This window comes from Serratia sp. BIGb0163 (genome assembly GCF_024809935.1).
Classification (GTDB): domain Bacteria; phylum Pseudomonadota; class Gammaproteobacteria; order Enterobacterales; family Enterobacteriaceae; genus Serratia; species Serratia quinivorans.
In genome coordinates this window covers 1,869,086-1,884,397 of record NZ_JANUDZ010000001.1, presented here as the reverse complement: position 1 = coordinate 1,884,397, position 15,312 = coordinate 1,869,086, and the positions used below count along the sequence as shown (strand labels likewise).

The 15,312-nt window shown below is 53.6% G+C and carries 11 protein-coding genes; 10 read left to right on the top strand and 1 reads right to left on the bottom strand.

Annotated features, from left to right (window positions below; all coding sequences use genetic code 11):
* Positions 1-11: 11 nt before the first annotated feature.
* A complete protein-coding gene (narX, locus tag M2406_RS09070; RefSeq protein ID WP_259189687.1) occupies positions 12-1,796 on the bottom strand; it encodes a nitrate/nitrite two-component system sensor histidine kinase NarX in 1,785 nt (594 codons plus the stop codon).
* Between the two features lie 362 nt (positions 1,797-2,158).
* On the opposite strand from narX, the gene M2406_RS09065 reads away from it, so the two are divergent.
* The 10 genes from M2406_RS09065 to M2406_RS09020 all read left to right on the top strand — a co-directional run bounded on the left by M2406_RS09065 (position 2,159) and on the right by M2406_RS09020 (position 15,312).
* Entirely contained in the window at positions 2,159-3,547 is a 1,389-nt protein-coding gene (locus tag M2406_RS09065; RefSeq protein WP_112364060.1) for a NarK family nitrate/nitrite MFS transporter, read from the top strand.
* 768 nt (positions 3,548-4,315) lie between these two features.
* Complete coding sequence (locus tag M2406_RS09060; protein WP_259189686.1) at positions 4,316-5,215, top strand: transcriptional regulator; 900 nt, start codon at positions 4,316-4,318, stop codon at positions 5,213-5,215.
* A gap of 181 nt (positions 5,216-5,396) precedes the next feature.
* Positions 5,397-6,353: an NAD(P)-dependent oxidoreductase gene (locus M2406_RS09055; protein WP_012145619.1), complete on the top strand. Its 957-nt coding sequence runs from the start codon at positions 5,397-5,399 to the stop codon at positions 6,351-6,353.
* A gap of 180 nt (positions 6,354-6,533) precedes the next feature.
* Positions 6,534-7,583: a UDP-N-acetylglucosamine--undecaprenyl-phosphate N-acetylglucosaminephosphotransferase gene (wecA, locus tag M2406_RS09050; RefSeq protein WP_135344184.1), complete on the top strand. Its 1,050-nt coding sequence runs from the start codon at positions 6,534-6,536 to the stop codon at positions 7,581-7,583.
* Between the two features lie 141 nt (positions 7,584-7,724).
* Complete coding sequence (locus M2406_RS09045) at positions 7,725-8,858, top strand: polysaccharide export protein (protein WP_259189685.1); 1,134 nt, start codon at positions 7,725-7,727, stop codon at positions 8,856-8,858.
* A gap of 28 nt (positions 8,859-8,886) precedes the next feature.
* Positions 8,887-11,070, top strand: coding sequence for a polysaccharide biosynthesis tyrosine autokinase (locus M2406_RS09040; RefSeq protein ID WP_259189684.1), 2,184 nt, complete (start codon positions 8,887-8,889; stop codon positions 11,068-11,070).
* 4 nt (positions 11,071-11,074) lie between these two features.
* On the top strand, positions 11,075-12,364 hold the full coding sequence (locus tag M2406_RS09035; RefSeq protein ID WP_259189683.1) for a flippase: 1,290 nt from the start codon (positions 11,075-11,077) through the stop codon (positions 12,362-12,364).
* Positions 12,354-13,202, top strand: a complete 849-nt coding sequence (locus M2406_RS09030; RefSeq protein WP_012145614.1) for an ATP-grasp fold amidoligase family protein — start codon at positions 12,354-12,356, stop codon at positions 13,200-13,202. The genes M2406_RS09035 and M2406_RS09030 overlap by 11 nt, the downstream gene beginning before the upstream one ends.
* Positions 13,203-13,343: 141 nt before the next feature.
* The gene (locus tag M2406_RS09025) at positions 13,344-14,249 is read left to right on the top strand and encodes a glycosyltransferase (protein ID WP_012145613.1); all 906 of its coding nucleotides are present in this window, start codon (positions 13,344-13,346) and stop codon (positions 14,247-14,249) included.
* A gap of 1 nt (position 14,250) precedes the next feature.
* The gene (locus tag M2406_RS09020; protein WP_259189682.1) at positions 14,251-15,312 is read left to right on the top strand and encodes a glycosyltransferase family 4 protein; all 1,062 of its coding nucleotides are present in this window, start codon (positions 14,251-14,253) and stop codon (positions 15,310-15,312) included.

Here is a 15,312-nt window from a genome sequence, read left to right as displayed (position 1 = left end):
GGTTTCTCCCATTAGTCGATGGCGTGGTTGTCCGGTTTAAATACCACCCGGACCTCAGTGCCGCCGCCGCTGCGGGGTAAAATCTCGCAGCGGCCGTGCAGGCTTTTGGCGCGATCGCGCATAATTATCAGGCCGTAGTGATCGGGGCGATCGGTGTCTGGCGGCAATCCGCAGCCGTTATCGCAGACGCTCAGCGTGACCTCGCCTCGTTGATTGACTACCTGAATGCTCACCTGGCTGGCCTGAGCATGTTTATTGATGTTGCTTAACGCCTCGCGGGCAATTTGCAGCAGGTGGATAGCCTGATAAGCGGGCACCGTACGCGGCGTTAACTGATAGTCGAGCTGGATGGAAATGCCGAGCCGTTGGCTAAACTCCTGCACCGTCGACTGCAAGGCTGCCAGCAGTCCTGGCTCTGTCAGCCGCAGGCGGAAGGTGGTCAAGAGTTCACGCAACTGGCGGTAGGCGATGTTTAACTCTTCGCGCATCTGTTGTACCAGCGCCAGGTTGGCGGGTGAAAGTTCGGCCCCCTGCATTTGCAGGCAACTGGTTTGCATCTTCAGGCACGATAATGATTGGGCAATAGAGTCATGCAACTCACGGGCTATCGCCGCGCGTTCTTCCATCAGCATCAACTGCTGTTGATGATCCACCTGGCGTTCAATCGCCAGCACGCTGGTCAACTGTTCGACCAGGGTACTCATCAATTGCCGATCCTCGTCATTCAGCGGGCGCTGTGGCGCATGTTGCGCAACGATCACCCCGTAATCTCCCAGTTTGTCACTCAGGCTCCAGCTCAGCGAAGGATGATCGGCATGTTGCTGATTGTCGTCGCTCAGGCAGGCGCTGCACACCGGATTATTGCAATATTCCGGCCGCAACGGCTGGTTGCCGCACAGCTGTACAAACTGTTCCTGACTGTTGTTTTCGTACAGGCGTACCTGGATGGCGCGCAGTGGCGTCAGGGTTTGCAACTGATTGAGGATCGGTGTCAGGCGGCTGCACAATGGTTCGTTGGCATGCAACTGACGGCTGGCGTGATACAAAAAGCCCAGTACCTGATTCTTTTGCTGCAGATCGGCGGTTTTTTCTGCCACCCGCTGCTCCAGCCCGTTGTACATGGTAGCCAATTCGTCGGACATGGTGTTCAACGCGCCGCCGAGTGAGGCCATTTCATCCTGATGGCCACGCTGGGCAAAACGGCGGCTGAAATCGCCGCGACCCGCTGACAGCGCCATCGCCACCAATTGACGCCACGGATGCAGCAGACGACGGCGCAGGTAACAGATAGTCCCCACCAGCAGCAGCAGCGTCAGCGCGATAAACACCGCCTGTACCAGCGTCACCGTCAGCAGTCGCCGCTCGGTATGGTGGTCAATATCCGAGACCAGCGTATCGAGCAGGGAAACGAAATGTACCACCTGCGGGGTTGCCTCCGCCGGTTGCCGGGCTGACCGCAACCTTGGCAGCAGGGTTTCTTGCCAGTAATTATTCAGCGCCTGAAACTGTTCGGTCAGTTGCTCTTGCGTCACTGAACGCTGAAGATCGGGACTGTTGGCGTCCTGATCCAGCTCACGGATCAGTGCTTCGCTGTGTGAATTCAGCGGCACCTGAGCCAGCAGACGATAACTTTGCATTCGCAGCGAACCGGCTTTGTTGATGGCATGCGCGTTGCCCTGAATGCTTTGCGACATCCAGGCTGAAATGCTCATACCGGCCACGCCCAGTATCCCCAGCAGCAACATCAGGACGGCCACCTGATTCACGATGGAAAGTGGTGCTAACAGGCGTTTCATAGGTTTTTGGCCCCCGAAGGCAGAGCAAGATACGGCTGGTAACCAGAGGACAAGCGCAGGTGGCATCAGCGGGTGTGGTAACGATTCCGCGTTATTTTTCATCATACCCGGCGATAACCCCATACCTCTAACGAAGTACCCACTAGTTTCCCGTCTGCCTTGCCAGCCGCTGCCAATGGCGTTGAGTAATAGCCAATAGATTGATTTTCAATGTTTTAAATCTATGCGGAGAGTTACTCATAAAGGGATGGCGGGGCTTTTCTGGCGGTTGGCTACCTGCATCCGGGTTGATTTACATCAACTTTGCCGTAGGGGCCGCCGCCTAGGGTGGGCGAAGTTATCATCCTGTGTCTGAGGTTTTTATGTCGCAATCTGCAACGTCATTATCAAAACAAACAGGCGCGGTTATTCAGGACTGGCAGCCTGAGGATGCCGCATTCTGGCAACAACGCGGCCAACGTATCGCCAACCGCAACCTGTGGATTTCCATTCCTTGCCTGTTATTGGCTTTCTGCGTCTGGATGCTGTTTAGCGCGGTGGCGGTCAATTTGAATAAGGTTGGCTTTAATTTCACCACCGATCAGCTGTTTATGCTCACCGCGTTACCTTCCGTTTCTGGCGCTATCCTGCGTGTGCCTTATTCCTTTGTGATCCCGATGTTTGGCGGCCGTCGCTGGACGGCGATCAGCACCTGCCTGCTACTGGTACCCTGCCTGTGGCTGGGGTTTGCGGTGCAGGACGCGACCACGCCATATAGCGTGTTTGTGATTATCTCTTTACTGTGTGGTTTTGCCGGGGCCAACTTTGCCTCCAGCATGGCCAATATCAGCTTCTTCTTTCCAAAGGCCAGACAGGGCGGTGCGCTGGGTCTGAATGGCGGCCTGGGCAACCTGGGCGTTAGCGTAATGCAGTTGGTGGCTCCACTGGCCATCTCTGTTGCCATCTTTGGCGCCTTTGGTGGTACCGGTCAGGTACAGGCTGATGGCAGCTCACTGTGGCTGGAGAACGCCGCCTGGATTTGGGTACCTTTCCTGCTGGTCGGTACGCTGGCGGCCTGGTTCGGTATGAACGATCTGGCGGCCTCCAAAGCGTCGCTGCGTCAGCAACTGCCGGTACTCAAACGCGGTCACCTGTGGGTGTTGAGCCTGCTGTACCTCGCCACCTTTGGTTCCTTTATCGGTTTTTCCGCCGGTTTTGCCATGCTGTCCAAAACTCAGTTCCCGGACGTGGTGATTTTGCATTATGCCTTCTTCGGTCCGTTCCTTGGCGCTCTGGCACGGCCGGTGGGCGGGGCGCTGTCGGATCGCTTCGGCGGCATTCGCGTCACGCTGATTAACTTTGTGCTGATGGCCGTGTTTGCTGCCTTGCTGTTCCTGACTTTACCGGGAGCAGGGCATACGGGCTCGTTTATCGCATTTTATAGCGTCTTTATGCTGCTGTTCCTCACTGCTGGATTGGGCAGTGGTTCCACCTTCCAGATGATTGCCGTGATCTTCCGTAAAATAACCGTAGATCGGGTTAAGGCCAGCGGCGGCAGTGACGAAAGCGCTCAACGCGAAGCGGTTACCGATTCCGCGGCCGCCCTGGGCTTCATCTCGGCGATCGGGGCCGCAGGCGGCTTCTTTATCCCAAAAGCCTTTGGCACTTCCCTGGCGTTGACTGGCTCACCGGCAGGGGCGATGAAAATCTTCCTGGTGTTCTACGTGGTCTGTGTGCTGGTCACCTGGGTCGTCTACGGCCGTAAAAAATAGTTCACATATCCCCAGTTCCTCCCCGGCAGGGGAGGAGCTATTTCCCTTCTTTGCCATGTGAAGTTTTACTCCCTCAGTGAAATCCCTGTCGCTCTAGGTAATATTCTTATTACCGCTCACCAATTTTCCCTTTGTTTATAGGCCTCTCTCTCAAACTGCGTTTTTCACTTTAGATAGACGGTTTTTTTACTGTTGGTTATTTTTCATTTCCCAGTCGAATTCCTTACTAAAATAAAACACTGTGAATGACCCATAGCATGGTAATAATTTTGGTTTTTCCGTTATTCGAGAATCATCCTATCAAGTTAACAATAGTCCTTTGTAATTTGGTGCTATATTTTAACCTGGTGCCCTGTGAAGGATTAAATCAGACAACTCTCATTCTGTTTTGACAGGCTTTTTGTAGGCTATCTGGCAATCGGATTAGGTGGAAAAACAGGTGATATTCTTCACGGGCAGGGTAGGATTTCACAATTTCACTTGGCTAACAAATTGATAACATAATTATATTTTGATTTAAAAACAGCGTGTTGGCTGTATTTTATTGCCGGTAAGCATGATGAGAAACCATGTTGCCAACAGGGAAATAATGACATTCAAACAATCATAACCTCCATTTGAGGAGGGATGTAAAAAATGAAATCAGCAAATTTTTATAAAAATAAATATCTGATGAATGCAACCTGTTGAGTTTACATTTAATTTCTTGAACATTTTTTCATATTTCTATACAAAGTGTGCAGGACAGGCACGCTAAGGAAATTAAAAGTGAATCTTGATAAAAGAATAAAGATTAGGAATCTAGATGTTCTGACACCGTCCAGGGAAAAGTTTCGCCTACGTTGGAAGGAGTATCAGATACTTTCACTTCTTGTCGCCAGATCCCCAGAACTGGTTAGCCGTACGGAAATTATAGAAAACATATGGAAAGGAACTTATTGTTCAGATTCAACGATAAATCAAACAATTAAATCTATTCGTCAAAAAATAGGTGATGCTGAGCATACACTTATCAGAACCATTCCTCGCCTGGGCTATAAGGTGGAAAACAAGGCGGTTTTTCACTTTATTTCTGAAGAGGATGAATACGTCACCGATGAAATATGGAATATCGAAAGCGATGCCAATAAAGATATTCAAGCGGAACTTTCTGAAAGTGACAATAAAGATGATGAAATTATTACTGAGGAAATAGAACGGCCGGAGGAAGTGGTTGCTCCGGTTTCTTCGTCTGTCACGCCCGCAGCGCTTAAAAATACGGCAATAAGAAACAAAGCTTCGGCCTCAGCGGGTTTTTTCTCAGTTCCTGCCATTCGCGTGGTGAAATACCTGTCGGTATTCGTGTCATTGCTGGTCATTTCACATTTTTCATATGTACTGGGGAACCAAACTCGTCCGCCAATTATCAATGATATTCAAAACAATACCCGCGTGGTACTCACTCTGACGCTGAATAATCCTTTGGCCAAGGGGCCGCAAAGCCTGCTTTGTCTGTATCAGGGTGAAAACCTGGAGCAGGCGACCATTGAGTGCGTTGACCCCAAGCAGGGGAAGTTTAAACAGCCGGTGAAATACGATACTTCAGACGCACAGGGAGTGGGTAAGATTAATCTTATATTGCCGGGTAAAACCATGGAATATCAAGTTGCTTACGATGTTAAAAATTAGCACCAGATGATATTTCACCTTTGTCGATAATTTTACATTCGGCTAATATTTTTATTTCATTATTTGTTATTTGAAAGCCCGCTCTGTTTTGTCCAGTCTGGTTTCCATGTTCTAACGCCAATTAGCGTCCTGCCTCATGGTGCGGTAGGGAATAATGGGAAACCGGATTGAGTGACAAATTATGGATAAGCGTAAAGTAGCTATCATCGGGGGTTCCGGCTTTATCGGGACGCGTTTGGTTAAACGTCTGAGTGCGCGTAACGACCTGCTGTTGACCATCGTGGATAAAAAGCAGAGTGAGCATTTTCCTGAACTCTATCAGTTTGGCGATGTAACCCAGCCCGAAACCCTGCGGCAGGCGCTGGCGGGTTGTGACGCCGTGATTAATCTTGCGGCCGAGCACCAGGATAACGTCGATCCTGTTTCACTGTATTATCAGGTTAACGTTGATGGTGCGCGCAATGTTTGCATGACGGCCTCGGCGCTGAATATCCAACAAATTATCTTTACCTCCTCAGTGGCGGTATACGGCTTCGTGACTCAGGAAACCGGCGAGGAAGGGCTTTTTGAACCCTTTAACCATTACGGCAAATCCAAGCTGGAGGCCGAGTATGTTTACGAAGCCTGGCGCAAAGCCGATGCTGGCAACAAATTAACCATCATCCGCCCAACGGTGGTGTTTGGTGAAAATAATCGTGGCAACGTCTATAACCTGTTCCGGCAAATCGCCAGCGGCCGATTTGTGATGATTGGCAGCGGTAATAATATGAAGTCTATGGCTTACGTGGAAAATATTGCTGCCAGACTGGAGCATGCGCTGGATCAGCAGGCAACCTACCAGGTCAGCAATTATGTTGATAAGCCCGACTTCACCATGAATCAACTGGTCGACGTTATTTCTTCTTCATTAGGAAAAAGTAATAAGACTATTCGCATTCCCTATTTATTTGGTCTCTGTGGCGCAACGGCATTGGATGTGGTGAGCAAAATAAGTCACCGTAAATTCCCAATTAGCCGCGTGCGAGTGCAAAAATTCTGCGCCAGAACGCAATTTAAAAGCAATGTGCAAAATGATTTCGTGGCGCCGGTCGATCTTAATTTGGCAATCGAAAAAACAATTAAACACGAGTTTTCCTAGAGATAACTTTTTCTAAAACCAGGGCTGTTTATTTTTCGTCGATGACAACCGGATAAATCTGTAATTAACAGGATTAACTCATGCTGACTTATATCCTGGCAATATCAATTTTGTTTTTGTTAATAGCGCATTGGGAGCTGTAACTCAAGGGCGGTAGCGTGCTTATTCGCTGGAGGAACCATGTTATATCAACTGAGTGTGATATTTATTTTGGCGCTGATGCTGGTAGTTATTGCCCGCCGCGCTGCGCTGGCGGTGGGGTTAGTGGATAAACCCAATGCCCGTAAGCGCCATCAGGGGCATGTACCGCTGGTCGGTGGCATTGCTATCTACCTGATCATGATGCTGGTGACTTTCTGGCAACCGGACTGGTTGCCGCACAGTACCACCTATTTGTTGTGCGTCACCGCATTAGTGATGCTGGGGGTGCTTGATGACCGTTTTGATCTGCCGGTGGCGCCGCGCGTCATTGTGCAGGGAGGGATCGCGCTGGCGATGATGCTGGCGGCAGGGATGCAACTCTCTTCATTGGGGTTCCTGTGGGGCCACCAGGAGCTGTTGCTGGGTTATGCGGCGTTGCTGATCACCCCGTTGGCGGTATGGGGGGCGATCAACGCCTATAACATGGTTGACGGTATCGACGGCCAGCTTGGCGCACTGTCCTGTGTCACCTTTATGGCGTTGGCCATTTTGTTCGGGCTGGCCGGGCATGAGGCTCAGGCCTTGTGGTGCCTGAGCCTGATAGCGGCCCTGGTGGCCTACCTGCTGTTCAACCTCAGCGTATTCGGTGCGCGCAACAAGATTTTCATGGGTGATGCCGGCAGCATGGTGATTGGTTTCAGCGTGTTGTGGTTGCTGATTGTCGCCACCCAGGGTGCGGACGCGGTCATACGACCGGTGACCGCACTGTGGTTAATCGCCATCCCGCTGATGGATATGGTGACCGTGATGGTACGCCGTTTAATGCGTCGCCAGAGCCCTTTCAAGGCAGGACGCGATCACCTGCATCACATTCTGATGCGCCGCGGCCTCAATGCGCGCCAGGCGCTGGGGATGAGCTGCATGTTGGCGGTCACTCTGGCCTGTGTCGGCATCTGTAGTGAAGTGTTGCAGACACCGGACCACCTGATGCTGCTGGCCTTTGTATTTTGTTTCTTCGGTTATTTTGCCCTGTTGCGCGAACCGCGCCAGGCAAGCATTTTTACTGATAATCCTACCGCCGATCGTTAACCCCCAACGTGGCTCTGACCAAGCCCGTTATTAGGGAGAGCGCCCCTCGGTGCGCTAGGCCCGGGTATCTCAGTTCTTAAAGACAACTTTGTCATTCATCTGACGGGCCGCAATGGTGGCCCGTTTTCTCACGGTACCGTTATGAACCTTCATTTGCCTCATTGGATGCCACTGGTGCTGTCCAGCGTTTTGCTCAGCGGTTGCACTGCCTTTCCGGGGTCGCACCTGCCCACCCATGGCAAAGACGTCGTGACTCAGCAGGACGAAGACTTCGATTTGAACAAGCAGGTCCAGGTGTATCGCGTTACACCGCTGCTACTGCAGAAAATGCGCCGGGTAGAGCCGGTGGCGCGGCCCAATCTGGCGCTGGACCAGCGTCTGCAAGGTTATCAGTACCGTATTGGTATCGGCGATGTGCTTAACGTCACCGTTTGGGATCACCCCGAATTGACCACCCCGGCGGGGCAGTACCGCAGCGCCAGCGACACCGGCAACTGGGTGCATGCCGACGGTTCAATCTTCTATCCCTACATCGGCCGGGTGAAGGTGGTGGGTAAAACCGTCAGCGAAGTGCGCAACCAGATCGCCGGCCGGTTGGCGACCTATGTGGAAAGTCCACAGGTCGACGTCAGCATTGCCGCCTTCCGCTCGCAAAAAGTCTATGTGACCGGCGAAGTGAAAACCTCCGGGCAGCAGGCGGTGACCAACGTGCCGCTGACCATTCTTGATGCGATCAATGCCGCCGGTGGTCTGACCGATAACGCCGACTGGCGCAACGTGGTGCTGACGCATCAGGGCAAAGAGCAGCCGATTTCCCTGCAGGCGCTGATGCAGCGCGGCGATATCAGCCAGAACCATCTGCTGGAGCCGGGAGACATCCTGTATGTGCCACGCAACGACGAACTGAAAGTCTTTGTGATGGGTGAGGTCGGCAAGCAGTCGACGCTGAAAATGGACCGCAGTGGAATGACGCTGACCGAGGCACTGGGCAGCTCCGAAGGCATCAGCCAAACGGTGGCCGACGCCACCGGCGTATTCGTGATCCGCCCGAATGGCGGCAAACAGCCACAGCGGCTGGCGTCGCTGTACCAGTTCGACCTGTCTGATGCCTCCGCGCTGGCGATGGGCACCGAATTCCAGTTGGAACCTTACGACGTGGTGTACGTCACTGCGGCGCCGATCGCGCGCTGGAACCGTTTGATCAGCCAGTTGGCACCGACCATTTCCAGCTTTAACGACCTTAGCGAGGCCACGTTGCGGGTCCGTAATTGGTAAACCCGTAACGGTGACTTAAGGAATACTGATGATGAAGAACAACGCATTGCCGATTGTGATGGCTGAACAGGACGACAAACTGGAGTGGGAGCGCCTGATTGGCCCGCTGTGGGATAACCGCTGGCGTATTTTGCTGGTGACCGGCGTCGCCGGTATTCTGGGCTGCGCTTATGCACTGATGGCGACGCCAATCTATCAGGCCACGGCCCTGGTACAGGTGGAAAAGCAGCTCTCGGGCGATTCATTGCTGCGTGAAACGCTGGACAGCTCTATTGGCGGCTCCATCGGGCAGAACTCGGCGACACAGGACGAGGTTTCGCTGGCGAAATCGCGCTACGTGATTGGCAAAACCGTCGACGATCTTGGTCTGACTGTGCGTATCAGCCCGGATTACTTCCCGCTGCTTGGCAAGGGCATTGCCCGCCTGAGCGGTGAAACGCCGCCGCTGTTGAACATCTCCGGCATGAAGGTGCCGGCGGTCATGCAGGGCCAGGAACTGACCCTGACCGCAGAAGATCAACAGCGTTTCAGCCTGAGCCATGACGGCAAAAAATTGTTCAGCGGCAGCGTGGGGCAAGCCCTGCAGCAGGGCGGTTGGGCAATGAATGTGACCGCACTGGAGGCCTTGCCGGGCACGACTTTCACTATAGTTAACGTGCCGCGCCAGAAAGCGGTGGATGACCTGCGCAATATGCTTGACGTTGCCCCCGGCGGCAAGGAAAGCGGCATCATGACCTTCAGCCTGGCGGGGGAGGATCCGCAGCGTGCAGAGGCGGTGCTCAAAAGCATCACCGATAACTACCTGCAACAGAACGTGGATCGCAAAACCGAGGAGGCGCAGCGCATGCTGGCCTTCCTGCACGAGCAGTTACCTCGTACTCAGAGCTCGCTCAACAACGCCGAAAATCAACTTAATCAGTTCCGTCAGCAAAACGACTCGGTAGATTTGTCACTCGAGGCCAAATCGGTGCTGGATACCCAGGTTCAGCTTGAAGGCCAGTTGAATGAGCTGACCTTCAAAGAGGCGGAAATCTCCAAGCTTTATACCCGTGTGCATCCGGCCTATCGGGCGCTGTTGGAAAAACGCGCCACGCTGGAAGCGGAAAAAGCCCGCCTTGGCAAGCAGGTACAAAGCCTGCCGAAAACCCAGCAGGAAATTCTGCGCTTAACCCGCGACGTGCAGGTGGACCAGCAGGTCTATATGCAACTGATGAACAAACAGCAGGAGTTGAGCATCAGCAAGGCCGGCACGGTGGGCAACATCCGCATTATCGATGAGGCGGAAACCGGTCTGCGCCCGGTGCAGCCGCAAAAGGCGATGATTGTGTTGTTTGCGCTGCTTATGGGGGGCGTGCTGTCAGCCTCGGTGGTGGTGTTGCGCGCCGCGCTTCATCGCGGCATCGGTGACACCGATACGCTGGAAAAGCGCGGTATCAGCGTGTACGCCACGGTGCCACTGTCGCCATGGCAGCAAAAGCGCAACCGCGCTCAGCAGCAACTGCTGACTAAACACGGCAGCGGCAAACTGCCGATATTGGCGCAGGAGGAACCGGAAGATTTATCCGTTGAGGCGATCCGCAGCCTGCGCACCAGCCTGCACTTCGCCATGATGGAGGCCAAAAACAACATTCTGATGGTTTCCGGCGCCAGCCCCGCCAGCGGCAAAAGCTTCACCAGTACCAACCTGGCGGTGGTGATCGCTCAGGCCGGTCAGCGGGTGTTGTTGATCGACGCCGATATGCGCAAAGGCTTTTTGCACCGTTGGTTGAACAACAGCGCCAAGGCCGGTCTTTCAGACATGCTGTCCGGACTGATCGCACCGGACCAGGCGGTGAAGAAAACCGATATCGCCAATCTGGACTTTGTGCCGCGTGGCCAGGTGCCGCCGAACCCGTCCGAATTGCTGATGCATCAGCGCTTTGCCGACTTCCTGCGCTGGGCGGGGCAAAATTACGATTTGGTGCTGATCGACACGCCGCCGGTACTGGCGGTAACCGACGCCGCCATCGTTGGCCATCATGCCGGTACGGCGCTGATGGTGGTGCGTTTTGAGGTCAACACCGTCAGACAGATTGAAACCAGTATCCGTCGCTTCGAGCAGAACGGCGTGACGATTAAAGGGGTGATCCTCAATGGCATGGTGAAGAAAACCGCCACCGATGCCGGTTACTATGCTTTTGCTTACCCCAGCCACCAGGAAAAGGTTCAGTAACCGCATGAAAGCGATGCTGATGAACTCCCTGTGGTTGATGTTGGAACGGGTATCGCTGAGCCTGTCAGGCATTTTTGTTTCGGTGTACGTGGCGCGCTACCTGGGGCCGGCGCAATACGGGCTGATTAACTACCTGCTGTCGGTGATCGCCATTGCCGTACCGCTGGTGCAGCTGGGGGCCGACGCGGTGTTGTTTAACCGTGTCGCCCGGCACCGGCACAGCGGCATCCGGCTGATGCTGGCCTCGATGCGCCTGCGGCGGCAACTGTTCGCGTTGATCGCCATACCGCTGATGGCCTGGGCGTTGCTGACGCAGGATCGCACCAGCCAGATCATGATGGCGTTGATGCTGTTCAGCGCCTATTTCTCGGTGCAGGACGTTTATAAGATTTATTACGACGCCCTGCTGAAATCTAAGTTGAACACGCTGATCAACAATTTGGCGCTGTTACTGTCGATCGTGGTTCGGCTGGCGTTGGTGCATGCCAAACTGCCGCTGGAGTGGTTTGCCGTGCCCTATGTGCTGAGCAGCCTGATCCCCTACGCGGTGCGCTGGGTGCTGTTTCGCCGTGAGCAAGTGGGCATGCGGCCGATCGCCAGGCGTCATCAACGGCGTTACGGACGTTACCTGCTGAAAGTAGGGTTGCCACTGGCGGTTTCGGGCCTGTCGATAGTCATCTACACCCGTATCGATCAAATCATGATCGGTAACTATCTGGGGGAACATAGCGTCGGGTTGTACAGCGCCGCCATCACCCTGAGTCAGGGCTGGATCTTTGTGCCGATTGCGCTGATCACCTCAATGATGCCCGGGGTGGCGAATGCCCGCACTCTGCTCGAACAGGAAGGGCGTATCCGGCTGCTGTATCTGGTGGTGCTGCTGCTTTCGATGCCGGTGATTTTGCTGCTTTCGTTGTTTCCCGGGCCAATAGTGGCGCTGATGTTTGGCGACAGCTACCGTGAAACCGCCACTATCCTGGCGGTGTGTTCGGTGACTTCGTTGTTCTCGGTGATGGGCACCGTCTCTTATCGGGCGATTGTGCTGTTCGGTGGCTACCGGTTTATCGCGATAAAAATGCCGCTGGCCGCCCTGGCCAATGTATTGATGAATCTGGTGTTGATCCCGCGTTACGGCATTGCGGGCGCGGCGGTTGCAACGCTGATCACCGAGTTTATTTCATTTTTTGTACTTAATGGTTTTTTCAGAAGAGGACAAATTACCCGGCTGCAGGTGACCTGCTACCGTTGTTTACCTCAACTAATAGGGAAGGTGCGAGAACTTTATGCTAAATAATCTGGTGGAGGGTTTTTACCGTAATATACCCGATGCACTATATCATCAGTTAAAGTACGCATTATTTTTCCGCAAGATGCCGCATTTGGCCAGACCGGTGGGGTATAGCGAAAAACTGATGCGTAGAAAAGTCTATCCCCTGGCAATGTACACGCAATTATCCGATAAATATCAGGTGCGGGAGTATATTAAAAAACTGTGGGGGGAAGAGTACCTGATTGAACTTTACGCACAGGGAAAAGAACTGACTGAGGAAATGTATGAGGCATTGCCTGATGCATTCGTTATTAAAGCCAACCATGGCAGTGGCTATAACAAACTGGTTTTTGATAAGAGCCAGACCAGTTTTAATGAGCTAAGAGTCCTGACCAACAGTTGGCTGCGGCAGAATTTTTATCAGGTTTACCGCGAGCGCCATTATAAGGATATTCCGCCCTGTGTAATGGTGGAAAAAATGTTGCTGGAAGACGGCAAAACGCCGAATGACATCAAGGTCCACTGCTTTAATCGCGGCGGTGAAGTGCGGTTTTTCATCCAGATTGATTATCAGCGTTTTATTGATCACCGGCGTGACTTTTTTGACGCCGACTGGAACCGTACCGAAATCCGCCTGGGCGTGCCCAACAGCGAAGTGCCGATGGATAAACCCTGCCGGCTGGAGCTGATGCTGGCGTTGGCACACCAGGTCGCCGAGCAATTCTCTTATGTACGTGTTGATTTTTATCAGGTGCAGCAACGTATCTATTTTGGCGAGCTGACATTCACCCCGGGGGCCGGCCTGCAAAGGCTGACGCCAGAAACCATTGAACAGGAGTGGGGAGGTTATTTCCAGGAGTAGTTGAATAACCGGTAGGCTGCGCGGATTTTACCCGCGTCAGGACGGGGGGTAATAACCGGACAAGGATATTCTGGGATAACAAACTATTCCGTTGGCAATAATGCTGTTTTGCCAAATGATAATATATTGTTGAGGTAATAAATGGACTTATCGATTGTCATGCCCGTTTTTAACAACTCAGCCAGTTTGGCCGCCACATTAGTCAGGATGACTAATGCCTGCCTGGGGTTCGATTATGAAATTATCGTGGTTGATAATGCTTCCGACCAATCAGAGCTGGATAATATGCGCGGCTTATTGGCCGCCAATCGCCGGGCACGGTTACATGAAAATAAAGTTCGCAGTAATACGGCGGTTTCCTGTAATACCGGTTTTCGTCTGGCGCGTGCGGAAGTGGTTTTCTTTCTGGAACCGGAGGACTCCTTTAGTACCAACTATATTATTCGCCGCCTGGAACGCCATCAGGACACCCGGCTGGACATTATTTTTGGTAATTACGCCACGGTGAGTGACAAAAATATTCGCAGCTATCGATTTGATTACAAGGAGGGGGCGGCAGGGGCGGATTTTTTATTTCTCGACATGGGGGATATTCGCACCTCCACCATCAGTCTGCGTAAAAAAGATGACCGACGGTTTTTATTCCCGGAGTTCCTCTACAAGTACCAGGACTGGGGGTTTTTGGTCAATGCCACCAATCTGGGGGCCAAAGTGGCCTTTGACGAAGGGCTAGGGGTGTTCATCCGCTGCGGTGATGCCGATACGGATCGTTGCCGGATGAACCTCGACGACAGCGAACAGTTTATTGATGCCTACCTGAACGCCAGTGGCCGTTACATCAGCGGGTTTGCCTGCAAACACCTGCTGGCCTCGCTGTACAGCGAGAACCTGCAGGCTTTCAACTATTACTCATCGCGCACGGAACGCCAGGCTCTGAGCAGCAAGTTCAGGGCGATCAAACTGTACGGCGACTGCCTGGCCAGGCTAGGGCTGTTTCCGTTGGGGGGGCGTCTGTTACGCAGCGCTCGTGAGGGATTTCGGAGATGACATGCAGCAACGAAAAGTAGCAATCGTGATTGAGAACATCGCCGAAAAAGGCGGTACCGAACGGGTCGCCAGCAGCCTGGCCAATGCGTTGGCTACGCGTCTGGGGCATCAGGTGGAACTGGTGTCGATCAGCGGCGACCGGGCATTTTACCCGCTGGACGCCGCGGTGACCCTGCGCTTTATGCCCGGCAGAACGCTGCTGTGGCCCTGGCGGCTGGCGTGGTTTCTGCGGCGCGGCCGTTATGACGTGATTATCACCGTTTCGATGGGAAAACTCTCGTCGCTGATGGTGCCCTACCTGCGTTTACTGTGTCCGCACAGCCGCCTGTTGCTGAGTGAGCACGTCAGTTTTCATCAATATGCCTGGCCGATGAAGTGGTTGAAGGTGCTGGTTTATCGCTTGGGCGACCGCACGGTACTGCTGACCCAAAAAGATCTGGCCACCATCAGCCGCTGGGTGCCTGAACGCAAATGTTTGGTTATCGAAAACGTTTCCCCCTTCCCAGTGCAATCGCCGCAGCCGAAGTTGCAACAGCCGGTGGCGCTGGCGGTCGGTCGGCTATGCCATCAGAAAGGGTTTGATCGCCTGATAGCCGCCTGGCAACGGGTGGCACGGCAAACGGCGGGCTGGCAACTGCATATCGTCGGTGATGGCCCGGATCGGGCGGCGTTACAGCAGCAGATTGACGCCGCCGGGTTGGCTGAACAGGTGAAGTTGCTGCCGGCGACCGCGGACATTGCCAGCCACTATCGCCAGGCGGCAATGCTGTTAATGACCTCGCGTTACGAGGGGCTGCCGATGGTGTTGATTGAAGCCATGAGCTTCGGCCTGCCGCTGGTGGCGTTTGACTGCCAGACCGGGCCAGCCGAGCTGATCGATGACGAGGGCAATGGCTATCTGGTGGCGGAGGGCGATATCGAGGCCTTCAGCCGACGCACGCTGGCGCTGATCGACGACGGCGAATTGCGTCAACGTTTTTCTCTACGCTCGCTGGAGCGGGCGCAACAGTTCATCCCTGAGCGGATTTATCCCCAATGGCAACAGCTTATCGCTGGAGGTTAA